At 67.8% G+C, this 16,059-nt stretch carries 18 protein-coding genes and 1 tRNA gene; 6 read left to right on the top strand and 13 right to left on the bottom strand.

Features of this window, described 5'->3' with window-relative positions; genetic code table 11:
* Positions 1-216: 216 nt before the first annotated feature.
* From ACWZJV_RS09135 to ACWZJV_RS09125, 3 genes are all read right to left on the bottom strand, one after another.
* A complete protein-coding gene (locus tag ACWZJV_RS09135; protein WP_457181220.1) occupies positions 217-516 on the bottom strand; it encodes a hypothetical protein in 300 nt (99 codons plus the stop codon).
* A 564-nt stretch (positions 517-1,080) separates the two neighbouring features.
* A complete protein-coding gene (locus ACWZJV_RS09130) occupies positions 1,081-2,691 on the bottom strand; it encodes a recombinase family protein (RefSeq protein WP_457181219.1) in 1,611 nt (536 codons plus the stop codon).
* 180 nt (positions 2,692-2,871) lie between these two features.
* On the bottom strand, positions 2,872-4,107 hold the full coding sequence (locus tag ACWZJV_RS09125) for an NADH:flavin oxidoreductase/NADH oxidase family protein (RefSeq protein WP_457181218.1): 1,236 nt from the start codon (positions 4,105-4,107) through the stop codon (positions 2,872-2,874).
* Between the two features lie 128 nt (positions 4,108-4,235).
* On the opposite strand from ACWZJV_RS09125, the gene ACWZJV_RS09120 reads away from it, so the two are divergent.
* The 5 genes from ACWZJV_RS09120 to ACWZJV_RS09100 all read left to right on the top strand — a co-directional run bounded on the left by ACWZJV_RS09120 (position 4,236) and on the right by ACWZJV_RS09100 (position 9,235).
* The gene (locus tag ACWZJV_RS09120; RefSeq protein ID WP_457181217.1) at positions 4,236-4,748 is read left to right on the top strand and encodes a TetR/AcrR family transcriptional regulator; all 513 of its coding nucleotides are present in this window, start codon (positions 4,236-4,238) and stop codon (positions 4,746-4,748) included.
* A gap of 122 nt (positions 4,749-4,870) precedes the next feature.
* Positions 4,871-5,767: an acetoacetate decarboxylase family protein gene (locus ACWZJV_RS09115; protein WP_457181216.1), complete on the top strand. Its 897-nt coding sequence runs from the start codon at positions 4,871-4,873 to the stop codon at positions 5,765-5,767.
* Between the two features lie 25 nt (positions 5,768-5,792).
* Complete coding sequence (locus ACWZJV_RS09110; protein WP_457181215.1) at positions 5,793-7,391, top strand: succinic semialdehyde dehydrogenase; 1,599 nt, start codon at positions 5,793-5,795, stop codon at positions 7,389-7,391.
* Positions 7,392-7,419: 28 nt separating this feature from the next.
* On the top strand, positions 7,420-8,103 hold the full coding sequence (locus tag ACWZJV_RS09105; RefSeq protein ID WP_457181214.1) for a type 1 glutamine amidotransferase domain-containing protein: 684 nt from the start codon (positions 7,420-7,422) through the stop codon (positions 8,101-8,103).
* Between the two features lie 118 nt (positions 8,104-8,221).
* Positions 8,222-9,235: an IS481 family transposase gene (locus ACWZJV_RS09100; RefSeq protein WP_457181213.1), complete on the top strand. Its 1,014-nt coding sequence runs from the start codon at positions 8,222-8,224 to the stop codon at positions 9,233-9,235.
* Here ACWZJV_RS09100 and ACWZJV_RS09095 read toward each other — a convergent pair whose 3' ends face one another.
* Positions 9,236-9,823, bottom strand: a complete 588-nt coding sequence (locus ACWZJV_RS09095) for a GNAT family N-acetyltransferase (protein WP_457181212.1) — start codon at positions 9,821-9,823, stop codon at positions 9,236-9,238.
* 176 nt (positions 9,824-9,999) lie between these two features.
* On the opposite strand from ACWZJV_RS09095, the gene ACWZJV_RS09090 reads away from it, so the two are divergent.
* Positions 10,000-10,081: transfer RNA gene (locus ACWZJV_RS09090), tRNA-Gln, on the top strand.
* An 82-nt stretch (positions 10,082-10,163) separates the two neighbouring features.
* Here ACWZJV_RS09090 and ACWZJV_RS09085 read toward each other — a convergent pair.
* From ACWZJV_RS09085 to ACWZJV_RS09045, 9 genes are all read right to left on the bottom strand, one after another.
* Positions 10,164-11,360 (bottom strand): tyrosine-type recombinase/integrase, encoded by a 1,197-nt coding sequence (locus tag ACWZJV_RS09085; protein ID WP_457181211.1) that lies wholly within the window; start codon positions 11,358-11,360, stop codon positions 10,164-10,166.
* Positions 11,360-11,536, bottom strand: coding sequence for a helix-turn-helix domain-containing protein (locus tag ACWZJV_RS09080; RefSeq protein ID WP_189120686.1), 177 nt, complete (start codon positions 11,534-11,536; stop codon positions 11,360-11,362). The genes ACWZJV_RS09085 and ACWZJV_RS09080 overlap by 1 nt, the downstream gene beginning before the upstream one ends.
* A gap of 1 nt (position 11,537) precedes the next feature.
* Entirely contained in the window at positions 11,538-13,145 is a 1,608-nt protein-coding gene (locus tag ACWZJV_RS09075; RefSeq protein ID WP_457181210.1) for a replication initiator, read from the bottom strand.
* The gene (locus tag ACWZJV_RS09070) at positions 13,142-13,336 is read right to left on the bottom strand and encodes a hypothetical protein (RefSeq protein WP_457181209.1); all 195 of its coding nucleotides are present in this window, start codon (positions 13,334-13,336) and stop codon (positions 13,142-13,144) included. The genes ACWZJV_RS09075 and ACWZJV_RS09070 overlap by 4 nt, the downstream gene beginning before the upstream one ends.
* On the bottom strand, positions 13,333-13,614 hold the full coding sequence (locus ACWZJV_RS09065) for a WhiB family transcriptional regulator (protein ID WP_457181208.1): 282 nt from the start codon (positions 13,612-13,614) through the stop codon (positions 13,333-13,335). The genes ACWZJV_RS09070 and ACWZJV_RS09065 overlap by 4 nt, the downstream gene beginning before the upstream one ends.
* The gene (locus ACWZJV_RS09060) at positions 13,611-14,936 is read right to left on the bottom strand and encodes an FtsK/SpoIIIE domain-containing protein (protein ID WP_457181207.1); all 1,326 of its coding nucleotides are present in this window, start codon (positions 14,934-14,936) and stop codon (positions 13,611-13,613) included. The genes ACWZJV_RS09065 and ACWZJV_RS09060 overlap by 4 nt, the downstream gene beginning before the upstream one ends.
* Before the next feature lie 85 nt (positions 14,937-15,021).
* Positions 15,022-15,198 (bottom strand): hypothetical protein, encoded by a 177-nt coding sequence (locus ACWZJV_RS09055; protein ID WP_457181206.1) that lies wholly within the window; start codon positions 15,196-15,198, stop codon positions 15,022-15,024.
* The gene (locus tag ACWZJV_RS09050) at positions 15,195-15,458 is read right to left on the bottom strand and encodes a hypothetical protein (RefSeq protein ID WP_457181205.1); all 264 of its coding nucleotides are present in this window, start codon (positions 15,456-15,458) and stop codon (positions 15,195-15,197) included. Before ACWZJV_RS09050 ends, ACWZJV_RS09055 begins: the two co-directional genes overlap by 4 nt.
* Complete coding sequence (locus ACWZJV_RS09045) at positions 15,458-15,898, bottom strand: plasmid replication, integration and excision activator (protein WP_457181204.1); 441 nt, start codon at positions 15,896-15,898, stop codon at positions 15,458-15,460. The genes ACWZJV_RS09050 and ACWZJV_RS09045 overlap by 1 nt, the downstream gene beginning before the upstream one ends.
* Positions 15,899-16,059 lie beyond the last annotated feature (161 nt).

Below are 16,059 nucleotides of genomic sequence, written 5' to 3'. Positions count from 1 at the left end.
GGCGAGGCCAGCACAGTCGGACCTCAGCCGCTGCCTAGGCCCGGTCAAGGTCTGGAACCACGCCTGACCGGCCACTCCGGAACCTATCCTCGGCATGCCGACGTGACGGGTGCCTCGGGGTGAGACATGAGAGTGCTGGCGAGTGAGTCGAGGACGCCGGGACGATGGAGAAGTAGGCCCACCGGCCGCGCTGCTCGCGGGCGACCAGGCCGGCCTCTACCAGCAGCTTCCGGAGGCGGCGAGGCCGACGAGCTCCCGGAGCGGGGCGCCCTCGGCGTACGCGCGAAGAAGGCCGAGGGTGTAGGCGAGGCCGGGGTTGAGCAGACCGAGGGCGGCGAGTTTCGCCATGCTGGGCGACAACGTGAGCCGTTGACGCAGCGTCGTGACGGCGAGCTCGAGGACGAGCAGGGTCAGCGGCGCGACGCCGCGGTTGAGGGCTTGCTTGCTGAGGACGGTGCCGACACCCCAGCAGGCCGGTGGCGGCAACGAGCAGAAGGACATGGCGGTACGGCGCATAAGTGGGCATGACTGTGACTCCGGACGATGCGGAAAGGAATGAGGACGGCTAGAACCTGGCGCGTATTGGGTAGCGTCAGGTGTCAGCTGGCGTGGTCCTCGTCGTCACAGCGGGCGTAGCTGGGCAGCCGTACAGACCGGACGCTGCGTCCGATCGTGCGGGTGCTCCTGCACGGGCTGGCCATGTCAGCGATGGTATCTCGAAGCGGACTTGGTGGTCCCGGTCCAGTTCCAGGTAGCTGGAGGTGCTGCTTGTCTGTCGGCGGGGTGGCCACTGGCCGGGTGGTTTCGACCCTGGGTAGTAAGAGCGCGGCATGCTGCGCTGACTACATCAGGGGGTGCAGGGCCATGACCGCGGCGTCCGGGCGGGAAGCGATGCCACGCGCGTCGACACCCCCTGCGCGATCGAGTTCTCTCACGGTGGCTTCGCATGGACGAGTACGCGGAGACGGGCTCTGCGACGGCGGGCAGGCCAGGGTCCTCACGCCGGAGCAGGACGCACGGGCGGTGCGGGCGCTGGCCGTGTTCAAGGCGAAGCGCGATGCGTTCTTGGCAGGGATGTCGTTAGAGCAGCTCGACGCGGATGTCTGGGTTGTCGACGTAGATGCGATCCACGCCGAAGTCGCGTAGCAGTCTCTGCCGTAGAGCGACGGGTACTGATTCGTCTTCCAATCCTCGGGCCAGCTCGGCGAACCGCTCGGTTATCTCTCCAGCGAAGGGGAGAATCTCTATCTGCGCACTGTCGCCGAGATCTGCCAGCTCGGTCCGTGCTGCGCTGACGGCGTCGTTTGTCCGGCGCTTCGTTGACGCAAGGTCGTCGTCGTCGAGAAGGCCCTTGATGGCCAGTCGTTTGGCGTTCTTCCACTCAGCTTCAGACTCCGCGATGCGGGCTTCTAAGACGGCCCTCCGGCGGGCATGTTCGTCTTTGGAGACGCCGCGGCTGACTGTGACCTGGACCGTGGCGCCACCACGTATCGGCTGCGATCCGACACCCTTGACGATGCGGTCGGCCAACATGCTGTTCACGCGCATACAGGTGCCCGGATACCCCTCCTTGGCGACCATTCCAGGTCGGGTGCCTGGGCAGTAGAACCTGATGCGTATCTTCATGTTCGGATTGCCCGGATTGTCGACTCGGGCGTACATGCGGTGTCCGCAGCGGGCGCAGTAGACGAAGCGATCCAGAACGTGCTCGGGAACGGCGCGCTTCTTCATTCGGCGTTCGCCGCGTCGAGCCATGCGCTGGGTGTGCACGCGGTCCCAAAGGTCGGGATCCACGAGCGGACCGAGCGGGGACGCCCTCACGACACGTCCAGGGTCGTCCTCGTCGCGGGCTTCCAGGTAGGACTTGCCGTTCTCGTCTCGAAGGACCTGCCGTCGGCCCCACACCAGTTCACCCTTGTACAGCGGATTGTCGAGGATTCCGTTGATGGTGTTTCCGCCCCACCCGGACCTTCGTGTCTTGGTTGGCACCGCTTTCAAGTTCAGCCGTCGGGCGATTTCGTCGGACGGCACGCCCTCGTCGGCCCATGCGAAGATCTGCTTGAGCCAGGGGTACTCGTCCGGGTGCAATTCGAGTTCGCCTGAACGCACCTTGCGGCCTCCAACGAAGGCCGGCATCCCACTGGGAAGCTCGACGCCATCGACCACGAGCGGCTTCATACGTACGCCGTAAGCGGGGCGCATGGCGATCGTGGAGCCGGCCGCAACCTTGGCGCGAAGATTGCGACGAGTGCGGCGCCTGACCTTGAGTACCTCGCCCTTCGCGTTCACGGCGCGTACGTCGGCGTCGTACATCGCGTCCTCGTCGTGCGGATCGATCAGGCCGATGTCCTCAGTCACGAGCGTGATGCCAAGTCGCTTGCACAGGGTCGTGATCTGCTGGCGCTGCCCGATACCTGCGGTGAGCCGCTCGAGCTCGTTGACAACCAGGTAGTGCACGTCGCGGTTGGCTTCCAGGTAGTCGAAGAGTTCCTGGAGGCCGGGGCGGTCGGCGAGACTGCGAGATACACCTTCGTCGGCGAACGAGTGCATCAAGACGATGTCGTGTTCGGAGGCGACCGCGTCGTTGATCGCGCGCTGCTCGGCCGTCGAACCCTGCTCGTCGGTCGAGTAGCGCGTGTAGCCAACTCCGCGCCGCGTCTGCGGCCCGGCGTCGCGGCGCCGTGCCTTCACGGTTGCATGCTAGCGCGATTACGTACAACTAGAACCGATGTCGTCCCACTTCGGCTCGAACGCGTACCCGCCGTCGGTCGGCACGCCCTTCGCGGGCTTCGCGAGCATCGGCAGGATCGGCGGCATCACAGGAAGGTCCACATGCTCACCGTAGGCGATGGACGAGCCAGGCGCTGGTGGTCAGGCGCTGCGGGTCCGGAGCCAGGTGCGGTAGCGGCGCAGGGCGCGGCGCTGGAGGAAGGTCTCCTTGGCGAGAGCCAGCTTGGGGTCCAGGGCGGGGCGGGTGCGGCGGCCGGCGCCGAGGCGGCGCAGCTGCTGGCGTACGCGGGCCATGCTCGCGGCGGAGGCGACGGCCTTGTCCTCGATCCGGACCGGCGCCAGGTCGACCCGGGCATCCGCGTCGTGGCGCCACCGGTTCGGCAGGTCGGGGTCGACGGCGAGGGCGCTTCCCATCCCGACCAGGTCGACGCCGCCGGCCAGGACCTCCTCGGCGACGGGCCGCCGGACGATGCCGCCGGTGAGCATCAGGGGCAGCGGGCTGGTCCGAGCCAGGTCCTCGGCGAGCGTCAGGAAGTAGGCCTCGCGGGCCTGGGTGCGCTCGTCGGTGGCCTGCCCGGTCATGGCCGGGGCCTCGTAGCTGCCGCCGGAGAGCTCCACGACGTCGACACCCAGCGGCGCCAGCATCTCGATGACCGCCTTGGCGTCCGCGGCGTCGAAGCCGCCGCGCTGAAAGTCGGCGGAGTTGAGCTTGACGGCGACGGCGAAGCCGGGGGAGACCACGGCGCGTACGGCCCGGACGATGTCGAGCAGGAGCCGGGCACGGCCGGCCAGGTCGCCGCCCCACTCGTCGGTGCGCTGGTTGGCCAGGGGTGAGAGGAACTGGGAGAGCAGGTAGCCGTGGGCGGCGTGGATCTCGACGCCGTCGAAGCCGGCCTCCTCGGCCCGTCGGGCGGTCTCGGCGAACCGCGCGACGGTCTCCTCGATCTGGGTCGCGGTCATCTCGACCGGTTGGGCGAACCGCTTGGTGTTCTTGCCGACGTCGACCCGGATCGCCGAGGGTCCCCAGGCGACGCCGGGCATGTCGGCGCGGACCTGGCGGCCGGGGTGGTTGATCTGCATCCACACCTGTGAGCCGCCGCTCTTCGCGGCGCTCGCCCACTCACGGAACGGGGCGAGCGGCGACTCCGCGTCGAGAACGACACCACCCGGTCCGGTGAGCGCCTCCGCGTGGACCATGACGTTTCCGGTGATGATCAGACCGACCCCACCCTGGCTCCAGCGGCGGTAGAGCCGGACGAGGGAGGCGGCTGGGAGCTGGCCGGCCGCGGCCATGTTCTCCTCCATGGCCGCCTTGACCAGCCGGTTCGGGAGCACACTGCCGCTGGGGAGGGTGAACTGCTCGAATACGGATGACATGGACTGCTCCTGAGTACGGTATGTTTACGGTGCTCACATGAGCGTAGAAAGGGATGTAAGCAGTGTCAACTTCCGAGAAGAGTGGCTATCATCACGGCGACCTCCGGGCCTCGCTCCTGACTTCGGCGATGCGCATGCTCGAGGACGGCGAGCCGTTCTCCCTGCGCGCGCTGGCGCGCGAGGCCGGGGTCTCGCCGACGGCGCCCTATCGCCACTTCAAGGACCGTGACGCCCTGGAGTCCGCGCTGGCTGCCCAGGGTCTGCGCGACCTGAAGGCCGATCTGAGCGAGGGGCGTGATCTGCCGGAGTCTCCGGCCGATCTCGCCGAGTTCGCCGTTGCGTACGTCGAGTTCGCGCTGCGCCGCCCGGCGCTGTTCCGGGTGATGTTCGGCAATGCCTGCGACACCGGTAGCGAGGAGCGCGTCGAGGCTGCTGCGGAGATCCACGGCCTGCTGGCGCTGTCGATGACGAGGGTCTTCCCTGATGCTGACGCGGATGCCCTCGCCTCGGCCGGGTGGGCGTTCGCGCACGGGATGGCCTACCTCCATATGGATGGCAAGCTCCAGGTCGAGTCGATCGACGAGGTGGCCGACCGCGTGCGCACCGCGTTCGCCGCGATCCTTGCCGTGCGTGCCGGCTAGTCCGGAGCTCGCCGCCCGACTCAGTGTTGACACTGCTTACATTGCTCCGTAGGCTCTAGATGTAAGCATCGTTAACATTGAGGAGTCCTTCGATGGCTGCCACCGGACAACAGCCCCGACAAATGGTCACCGCCGAGCTGGGCGAGCGCACCGTGCAGGTCCCGCAGGGTGGGTTCTACGACCGCTTCCGAATGAACCCCGATCTCGACGAGGTCGCCGGCGACCCGCGGGTGAGCGGGGTCGACTTCTTCCGTCCCCTCGCCAAGACCCGCGTGGACTCGCCGATCGGCCCGACGTACACGCCCAACTTCTACTACCGGATGTCCTCGGCGCGGCTGACCATGCTGGCCCGGTCCTCGGCGATCCGGGCTCGCTTGCCGGAGGAGCTCGAGCCGCTCGAGCTCGTGCCTGGGGTCGGGCTCGCCTCGGTGATCTTCTTCCGCTACGACGTGTGCGACATCGACTTCTACACCGAGGCTGCGGTCGGCGTCGCGGTCCGGCCGGCGCGCCACGGCCGCCTCGGTCTCGTCGACCTGATCGCAGATCTGAAGAACGACCACCTGTATTCGTACGTCTTCTCGCTGCCGGTCAGCACCGAGATCGCGCAGGTCCGTGGCCACGACGGCTACGGCTTCCCGAAATGGGTAACCGAGCTCGACGTGGAGATCAACGCCTCGACCAGCACCGCACGGGTCGCCAACGACGCCGGCGGCGTCGACGTCGCCTTCTCCGCGCCGACCCCGGCGCAGACCGCGTTCCGGTCGGGCGAGCGGGTCTCGTCGCTGACCTCCTACACCAAGGTCGGCGAGCGGTGGCAGTCGACGCTCAACCAGACCAACGTCCTCGCCGCGGGCAGCTCGAGCCTGCCCCGAGGTGTCGAGCTCGAGCTCGGCGAAGGCCGCATGTCGGACGACATCCGGTCCCTCGAAACCATTCGTACGCTCCGCCTCGACGTCGCCACCGAGGCGCAGGCTGCGCTCCACATGCCGGTGCCGACCTCGGTCCGGCCCGCTGCCTAGCGCACTGATCACACGGAGATCCGACATGTCCATCGACCACACCGTCGCCCCGGGCCGCACCCGCGATTCCGGTCTTCCCGCCACGATCACGCCCGCGCTGCTGAGCCGGCTCGCCGGCCTCGTCACCGCCGCTCCCGGAGCGGCCATGGTCACCACCACCGCGCCCTACACGGGGAAGCCGCTCGCCGAGCTCCCTTCGTCTGCTGCACAGGACGTCGAGACCGCCTTCGAGCGGGCGCGATCCGCCCAGGGCGGTTGGGCTGCGACACCGATCGGCGACCGCAAGGCCATCCTGCTCCGGTTCCACGACCTCGTCCTCGAGCGTCAGGAGGAGGCACTCGACCTGATGCAGGCAGAGAACGGCAAGACTCGCCGGGATGCCTTCCTCGAGGTCACCGACATCGCGATCACGGCCCGCTACTACGCCCGCAGCGCCGGGCGTCTCCTCGCGCCGAAGCGCCGTCGTGGGGCGTTCCCGCTGCTCACCCACACCACCGAGCTGCACCATCCCAAGGGTGTGGTCGCCGTGATCTCGCCCTGGAACTACCCGCTCAGCATGGCCGCCGGCGACACCATCCCGGCGCTGCTGGCCGGCAACGCCGTCGTCCAGAAGCCCGACACCCAGACCGCGCTGACCGCGCTGTGGGCGCTCGACCTGATGAAGGAGGCGGGGCTCCCCGCGGACGTGTGGCAGATCGTCGTCGGGCGCGGCCGCGACATCGGTGACCCGCTGCTCGCCGGCGCCGACTACCTGATGTTCACCGGGTCCACCGCCAGCGGGCGGCAGCTGGCCCGTACGGCGGGCGAGCGGCTGATCGGCGCCTCGCTCGAGCTCGGCGGCAAGAACCCGATGATCGTCCTCCCCGATGCCGCCATCGATCGCACCGTGACGGGCGCGATCGCGGCGTCCTTCCCCTCTGCCGGCCAGCTGTGCGTGTCGGTCGAGCGGATGTACGTCGCCGACGAGATCTACGACGAGTTTGTCTCCACGTTCGCGGCGAGGACGAAGGAGCTCCGGATCGGTGCGGCGTACGACTACAGCATCGACGTGGGCAGCCTGACGACTGCCTCGCAGCTCGCGACCGTCACCGACCACGTCGAGGACGCCGTCGCCAAGGGCGCGACGCTGCTGGCGGGCGGCACGGCCCGTCCCGACCTCGGCCCGCTGTTCTACGAGCCGACGATCCTCGCCGACGTCACCCCCGAGATGACACTCTTCGAGCACGAGACCTTCGGCCCGGTCGTCTCCGTCTACCGCTACTCCGAGATCGACGACGCGGTCAGGATGGCCAACTCCACGGCGTACGGGCTCAATGCCAGTGTCTGGAGCCGCGACGGCGCCCACGGTCGAGCCGTCGCCGCGCGCATCCACGCCGGCACGGTCAACGTCAACGAGGCCTTCGCTGCGGCATGGGGCAGCATCGACGCACCGATGGGCGGGATGGGCGATTCCGGCCTCGGGCGCAGGCACGGCGCCGACGGGCTGCTTAAGTACACCGAGGCCCAGACCGTCGCCCACCAGCGCCTGCAGGGATTCACGCCGCCCAGCGCGATCAACCACGAACAGTGGTCCCGGATGCTTACGCTCGCGTTGAAGACCCTGCGAAGGGCCGGCGTCCGGTGATCCCGGGCCGCACGAAGGAGATCCAGGCATGACCAAGCGCATCCTGAACGTCGTCACCAACGTCGGTCACTACGACGACCCGTCCCACCCGACCGGCCTGTGGCTCTCCGAGCTGACCCACGCCTGGCACGTCTTCGAGGAGCACGGCTTCGAGCAGACCCTGGTCAGCCCGGCCGGGGGAGCGGTACCGCTCGAGCCGCGGGCGCTCAAGTTCCCGAGCTACGACAAGACCGCCAAGGCCTGGCGTGCCTCCGCGGAGCGGATGGCATTGCTGGAGAGCACGCTCAGTCCCGACGAGGTCGACTCCGCCGACTACGACGCCATCTACTTCACCGGTGGCCACGCGGTCATGTACGACTTCCCCGACAGCGAGGGCCTCCAGCGCATCACCCGCGAGATCTTCGAGCGTGGCGGCATCGTCTCCTCGGTCTGCCACGGCTACTGCGGTCTCCTCAACACCCGTCTGTCCGACGGCTCCTACCTCATCGCCGGCCGGAAGATGACCGGCTTCGCCTGGCAGGAGGAGGTCCTCGCCCGGGTCGACAAGCTCGTCCCGTACAACGCCGAGGAGGAGGCCAAGGCTCGCGGCGCTCTCTACGAGAAGGCCAAGCTGCCGTTCGTCTCGTACGCCGTGGTCGACGGCAACCTCGTCACCGGTCAGAATCCGGGGTCGGCCAAGGAGACGGCCGAGAAGGTCGCCGAGCTTCTCTGATCCCGATCTAGTTGTTCTGACCACGGACGTTAGGTACGGCGGGCCGACTGGACGATGACGAAGACCTCCGGGTGAGGTGTGGAGCTACCACGCACCCACATCCACCACGGAGGTCTTCGTGTCCCACGCTAACGCCACCCTCACACCAGCGGGACGTCTGCGCCTAGCCAAACTCGTCGTCGACAAGGGCTGGTCCTACGCCAGGGCCGCTGAGCGGTTCTCCGTCGGTGTCACGACCGCGCGGCGCTGGGCCCAGCGCTATCGCGAGCTCGGCAAGGCCGGGATGGTCGACCGATCCTCGCGTCCGCACCGCTGCCCGAACCGGCTGCCGCAGCGGACCGAGCGACGGATCGTGAAGCTGCGGGTGACGCGGCGCTGGGGACCAGCCCGGATCGCCTACCACCTCGGCCAGAACCCCTCCACCGTTCACCAGGTCCTTCGACGCAACGGCTGCCCGCGACTGAAGTGGACCGACCCGGCCACCGGCGCCCGGATCAAGACCTCCTCACGAGACAAGCACCGCTACGAACACCCAGCACCCGGCGACCTGATCCACGTCGACGTCAAGAAGCTCGGCAAGATCCCCGACGGCGGTGGGTGGAGGGTCTTCGGTCGGGACTCGGCACAGGCGCGAGCAACTCACGCGGCCCGCGACCGGGCAGGCCGAGCCGGTGCCGCGTCCTCGCGCGGCTACGTCTATCTGCACCACGCCGTCGACGACCATTCCCGGCTGGCCTACTCCGAGATCCTCAGTGACGAGCGTAAGGAGACCGCAGCAGCGTTCTGGAAGCGCGCCAAGAGGTTCTTCGCCGCCCACGGCATCACCGTCAAGGCCGTGCTCACCGACAACGGTTCCTGCTACCGCAGCCGGCTCTGGGCCAAAACGCTCGGCCGGCGGGTCAAGCACCGACGCACGCGGCCGTATCGACCACAGACCAACGGCAAGGTCGAACGGTTCAACCGGACACTGCTCGAAGAGTGGGCCTACGCCACGACCTACACCTCAGAAGCCGACCGAGCAGCCACATACCCCGCATGGCTGCATCACTACAATCACCACCGCGGCCACACCAGCCTCAAAGGCAAGTCACCAATCGACCGCGTACCCAACCTCCCCGGCCAGAACATCTAGTCAGCGTTCGAGTGGACTCGGGTTGAGCAGGGACACGTCCAGGTCGCTGTTGCGGAGGCGATAGACCTGAAGTCTCAGGTCGTAGTACTTCTCCGTCTCCCCGACCCAGTCCATGCCGATGCGGCGCGCGGCGCGGATTCCGTGCTCGTTCCGGGGTCGTACGACGGCGAAGACCTCCTCCTCGCCGTTGGCGAACGCGTAGTGGGCGAGGGCGTGTCCCGCCTCTGAGCCCAGTCCCCGCCCCCATGCCCAGGGGGCGAGTTGGTAGCCCACCTCCAGGTCCTCGCCTTCCGGAGGGAGGGGGAGGATCTGGGCCGATCCCGCGACACGGCCGCTCTCGATCTCTTCGACCGCCCATCGGCCGCTCGCTCGGCCTGCGGGTCCGGGAGGTGCCGCGAGCCAGCTGCTGATCGTCGCCCGCATGGAGTCGAGGTCGGTGACCTGCTCCATGGCCGGCGCCAGCCAGCGGGAGACCTCGGCGCTCCCGTAGATCTCGAGTGCCCCAGGAGCGTCGTCCTCGCGCCATGGTCGAAGCCGCACCCGCGCCGTACGAATGATCGAACCGTCGATCGTGACTTCATCAGCCAACGTGAGCTCCTCGAAGGGGTGCGCCGCGTCCGCCGATCGCGTCGAGGAGGCGGTGCGACACAGGAAGTGACTCGACGATAGCGCGCCCCGCCCAGTCCGGCGATGGATCGTGCTGAGTCAGTGCGGTGAGCGCAGCCTCGGCCGTCTACAGTTGTCCCGTGCGTTTCGGCGTACGTTCCCCGGTTGGTCTGCCGGCAGGGCCCGCCTGACTTTGAATCAGGACTAGCGACGTAGGTTCGACTCCTACCCGGGGAGCCATTCTTGAGCGTGAATCCGCCCATCTGGCGGGGGAGCGAGGAGCCCGAACCGGCCCGCTTGCTAACGCCGTTGCTAACACCCATCACTGATTCCCGTCCTCGCTGTCGTCCTCGTCGTCCTCGATGAAGATGTCTGCAAACGTCTGAGCAGCGCTCGCGCCCTGGTCGCTCAGAACGTGCGCGTAGACGCGAAGGGTCATCGAGGGGTCACGGTGGCCGAGGCGAGCAGCGACGACGTGAACCGGCACACCGGCTTTCAGTAGCAACGTCGCGTGGACGTGGCGGAGGTCGTGGAGGCGGATCGACGGCAGAGGGTTCTTCGAGGTGTGAAGGTCCTTGATGACCCGGCGCATGATCTCGCCGGGGAGGTCAGTCCTCAGGGGTGTACCCATCTCCATACGAAACACCCGATCGTTGTCTGGCCAGGACGCGCCGACCAGTTCGCGCTCCTTCTCCTGGCGCTCCTTGTGGGACCGGAGAATTGCCACGGTTCCGGCATCGATGCTGACCCGACGAGCCCGGCCGGTCTTGGTTCCTCCGTCGACCCGGTGGCCACGAACGATCGCCGTTGAGCCCCGGATCCAGATGTGCGGGTCCGGGCCGTCGAGGACGACGTTCGACCACTGGAGGTAGAAGAGCTCACCTCGTCGAGCGCCGGTGTAGGCAGCGACCCGGAAGAACGGCCCGAGCCGATCGGCCGCCACCGCGTCGAGGAACCGGGCTAGTTGCTTGGCGTCCCAGATGTCATGCACTGCGGTCACCCCTTGTGACTTGGGGCGCTTGGCTTTGAGCGCCGGATTGCTGGCCAGGATCTGGTCTGTGTTGACGGCATCGTTGAGTGCTTTCCGGAGGACCGAATGCACGTAGTTGACTGTCCGAGGAGACAGCGGGCCGCCGTCCTTTCCGCCCTCCCGCAGGAGGTAGGCGTAGAAGGTGCTCAAGGTCGCGGGCTTCACCGACTGGAGACGCATCTTGCCGAGGCGGGGAACGATGTAGCGCGCGATCATCAGCCGGTAGTCCTCAGCCGTCTTCGGTCGGATCTCCATCCGGTGAGCTTCGAGCCACTGAGCCAGGTACTCCGCAACGGTCGTCGACTTCCGGTGTACGAACTCACCACGACGAGCAGCAACGCGGGCCTCATCGCGAGCGTCCTTGGCCTCCTCGGCAGTGGCAAAGCCGCCCTTCCACTTGGGCTTGCTGACGCCGTTGGCATCCGTCACCCGGATGACGTACGACCACGTGTTTCCACGCTTGACGATGCCGTCCTTCACCTTGCCCATCAGGCGGCCCTCAGTCCCTCGACGTACTGCACCACGTCGGAGCCACGAACGCGCCGGATGCCGTCGATCTTCACCGAGGGCAGATGTCCGACCCGCACCAGCTCGTACGTCTTCGACCGGCTGAGGCTGAGGTAGAAAGCAACCTCGCTGATCCGGTAGAGCAACTTCTCATCCATCTCACTTCCCCTTCTCGTTGGTGGTGTTCTTGGTCTGGGCGCGCCACTGGTCGTACTCACGGGCACGGGCGGCAGCGGCGAGGGCGAGGGGTTCGTCGCCGGGGGAGGTCCAGCCGGTGCCTTCGAACTTCCAGGAGCCGACGACGAGGGTCGTTTCCTCATCAGCGAGGACCCAGGCCTCTAGTTCGTCGAGGTCGAGCAACACCGCGCGGGCTTCTTCGTTGTGCTCGGCAGCGGCGCGGAGTTCGGCGTAGCGAGCACGACCACGCCGAAGTCGACCGAGGGTGATCGAGTAGCGCCGAGACTTGGTGGAGAAGTGACCCCGGAACCCGAGCATGTGCGCCCACTTGCCCAGCAGGTCATACGGATTGACGGCCGACTTCTGGGGCTTCTGACCGGGGAGCCGGTTGGAGGCTTCGTTGATCCCGTAGTGCGCGATTGCGCGCATCGCGAGGCGGTGGCAGCGGCTGCCCATCGCTGCCAGGTGGGGACGCTGGGTCTCGGCCGAGCGGATCGAGTTGGCGTCCTTGGTGGCGTACTTGGCCAGGTATCCGGCGACCCGGCCAGGGGTCAGCACCCCATCGGGGTCGTCGGTGCGGTGACCGTCACGGACAACCCGCACATCGAGTTGCTTGCCCCAGCGCAGAATCCGTTCGGTGTTGTCGTCGGCATCGATCGGGGGAGCGGTGTAGGTGACGGTGCCGGCGGAGACTTCGATGAGCTGCGCCAGGTCGTGGCCGTCGATCGGTGCCGGCGAACCAGGACCGTCCGAGCCGTCGAGGCGGATGAGGGCGTGGAAGTGGACCAGACCCCGGGCTTGGTACTCGGCGACCTTGGCGAACTGGACCGTGGCGCAGTGGCGGAGATCCTTCTCCTTGACGCCGAGGTGGTCGGCCAGGGCGCGGCGAAGCGCGATGGTCGTACGCCGCCACAACTCGGGGGCGAACCACTGCCAGATGATCGCGGAGTCGATGTCATGGCACTCAGAGCACAGAGGAGCGCCCACGATCGCGTCATCCTCAGCGTGCCGGGCCATGCACGAGATCGGCCGTCCGTGGGGGCAGCGAGCGCCCTTGTCGCGGGAGCGGGGCCGACAGCGTGAGTCGTCCTTGTGGTGCCGGTGGGAGGGGCTGCCGAAGCCGGGGGCGGTGAAGGTGGCGAAGAGCAGCGGGTTGTCTGCCACCGTGGCGGGGATGGTCTTGCCGCCGACGAGACCGGCGTTGATCATGGCGAAGGTGTCGCGGGCGTACGTCCTCGAGCAGGACGGGCAGACGTCGGCGCGGCGGTTGCCGCAGGGGCGGTAGAGCACTCCGAGCGGGGCATTCGCGGACGTGAACGTGCCGACGAGCTCTCCGGTCTCGGCGTCGAAGGTCTCCGAATGGCCGGTCAGCCGGATGGGGTGGGCGCAGTTGCCCACGGACGCGAGGGTGTCGGCGAACTTGTCGAAGGTGCCGTCACGCCACCGGCTGACCAGGCTTGCCACCTGGTCGGAGCTGAGCCCGGACAGATCCAGCGGCGCATCCTCCCCGTACGGGTAGGCAACCGCCCCGCCCGTCGAGGACGATGCGTCACTGTGGATGCCCGGCGCATCCAGGGTCGGAGCAGTCACCACAACAGCCCCTGACCGTCAGCAGTCATGATGTGGCGGGTGGTGTGGTGCACGTTCTGGACCTGGAGCCACCACACATCGCAGTCGGGGCAGTGATGCCCGTGACGCGTCTCGTGGATCTCCGGCAGGTCGCAGGTGTGGTCGTGGTCGTCGGCGTGCTTGATCTCCTCGCAGCGGGTTGTCGTGCTCATGCCGCACCGTCCAGGAGCGAAGCCGCGGGGAGGGCGTCGAGCAGGTCGAGCAGGTCCTCAGGCGCGGGGGCCTGGTCGACGCCGCACCACCAGCCGCCCGTGACGCGGTTGCGGCTTGCGTAGGCCTGGCAGGCGAGCCGGACCGGGCAGCCGTCGCAGGTCTCCCGCATCAGGTCGACCAGGACCGTGGGGGTTGCGCTGGTGTCGGTGGTCCAGGGCAGGCCGCGCTTCTCCTTGGTGGTGCAGGCAGCGTGCTCCATCCAGGCCGGGGTACTCATGCCGCATCCCCGTCAGTGAGCGATAGAGGCATGCCCGGCAGCGAGCCCGGGGCCGCATCCGAGATCGTGACCAGATCCGGCGTTGCCGGGTAGAGCGACGCGATGCGGCGGATCAGGTCGTCGGACCAGTAGTCGGCCCGCACGCGGTCGGTGGAGCCGTCCTCGTCGATGATCCAGGCCGTGCCCTGAGCAGCCTTCAAGATCCGGTGTGCCGGGGCGAAGGGGGCCATGCCGTCCCCGAGGACCATGTTGGTCTCCGTAGCGGAGCGGAGTCGGAGAGCGATGGTCTGGGTGAACAGGCCACGCATGTCGATGACCTCCTTGCGGGGGTCCTGCACGAAGGCCACGACGACGACGCCGACAGCGCGACCGATGGAGAGCAGCCGCTTGAGGAGCCGTTCGCCTTCCTTCTTGACGCCCTGGTCGGCGTACGCCGTCAGGGAGGCCAACTCGTCGATGACGAGGAGGTAGAGCGGGTCACCGGGGCCGGGCTTGTGGTTGCGGGAGTAGCCCCGCATCTCCTCCGTGCGGGCATCCGCGATCGAGACGAACTCCTCCAGCATCTCCACGGCTTGCTCGCCCTTGACAGCGATCTTGGTGAACAGCGGGGCGCCCATGGTCAGTTCCATGCCGCCCTTGAGGTCGATCCCGTAGGCGCGTACGGCGTCGACGGCGATCGCCGGAGCCAGCGAGCCGACGATGCCCCACAGGAACGACCCCTTGCCCGCGCCGGAGGCACCGACAACCAGGGTGTGGCGCTGCTCGATCTGCAGCTCGAAGGGCTTGCCGGACTGGCGGCGGCCGAGGCGGACCGTTTCGGTCTGCATCCGGGGCTCGGGCATGGCGGCGACCGAGGGGGTCTTGATCAGGTCGCGCATGACGAGTTCGAACATCACCGTGGACCCGGTGCGCCGCTTGGGCGGGTAGACGCGGTAGGCGTCGGCTGAGTAGGTCGCGGCGAGTTTGGGGGCGAAGGCCTCCAGGTCGGCCAGGGCCTGACCACGGCGCGTCTTGACCCGCAGGGTCACCGAGTGAGCGGAGGTCTTCACCCTCTTGAGCCGGGGGTCGCGCCACTTCTCGATGGACTCCTCGCCCACGCCCATCTTCTTGACCCGCTTCGTGCGGCGCTTCGACAGGCCAGCCTCACGGGCCACGGGCTTCCAAGTGATCCGGAAGACCAGCCACCACCAGGCGCGGCGGGCGATGGAGGCCAGCCAGGCCAGGGCGGCCAGGGTGGCGGGTCGGGTCGGCTTGATCACGACCAGGGCGGCGACGGCCAGGGCGAGCAGTCCGCCGATGCTCATGTAGATCGTTTCGTTCATGACGTGCTCCGTTCTGAGAGTTGGAGACCCGCCAGCCGCCACGGCTTCCCTTCCGCGACGGCCAGCGGGCGAATGTGGGGTGTGCTCACAGGGCTGCCGCCTTGCCGCGACAGATGGAGCACACCGGGGTGGAGAGATCGGGGTAGTCCCAGGTCCAGGCCTGCCCGGCGTTGGGCTGCCCGCACAGGGTGAGATCGGCGTTGAGTCCGGCCAGGTGAGCCGGGTCGGACCCGTCGCCGATCCACACCAGGTAGAGGCTCACGCCGCGTCCTTGGAGGCCTCAGCGGCCGCGCTGTTCTGGCGGTGCCACGCCTCCAGGTCGTCGAGGCGAGCGGTCCAGGTCTCGGCGTCGATGCCCAGGGCGTCGAGGACCTTCTCGACCGGGAGACCCGCCAGCCGGATGTACATGTCAGCCCGCTTGGTCACCTTGTGCTGTGCCGACTTGGCGTGCAGTTCCGAGGTCATCAGGTCGACCCACATCTCGGCCTCGTCCTTGACCCGCTGGAGCGCCGGGGTGTCCATCACGCCGCCTTCGAGGAAGCAGCAGCACCGCCAGCAGCGGGCTTGCGAGCCGCACCCGGAGCGTCCATGCCGAGGGCCGAGAGCGACCACATCAACTTGGGGCGGTTGCCGGAGTCGTCGATCCAGGGGACCGCGACGAGTTCGGTGAACTCGACCGGGATAAACGGCAGGCCAGTGTCGTTGGCCGGCGGCACCGGCTGGTGCTTGGCCAGGATCTTGACGTTGACCGTCTTGTCGTTCTTGCCCGCCTCGGGGTCGGCGTCCAGGACCGGCACGGTCCAGATCGGGAGCCCGTGCTCCTTGTCGACCTTCTGCGGACGCAGCCCATCGGGGCCGGGAGCGAGGTCGTAGTCACGGACCGGCTCGACCTCGCCGACCACGAACGCACCGGCCGGGAAGACCTGGGCCTGGGTGAGGTTCATCCTCCGCTGAATCGCCATGTCTTGCATCTCCTTCGGTTTAGGGCCCTAAACACTCTGGCCCAAGAAAACCCCCCATCTGGTTTAGGGGGCTAAACAAGAAGGTACGGGATGCGCAAGGTGGAGTCAAGGGGTCTAAACTCGTCGGCGTGCCAGAGTCAGATTCAGATGAGTTCGAAGCC

This window comes from Nocardioides sp. WG-D5, assembly GCF_054031175.1.
Note: the sequence above shows the minus strand (reverse complement) of the source record. Positions and strands in the feature narration are given on the sequence as shown.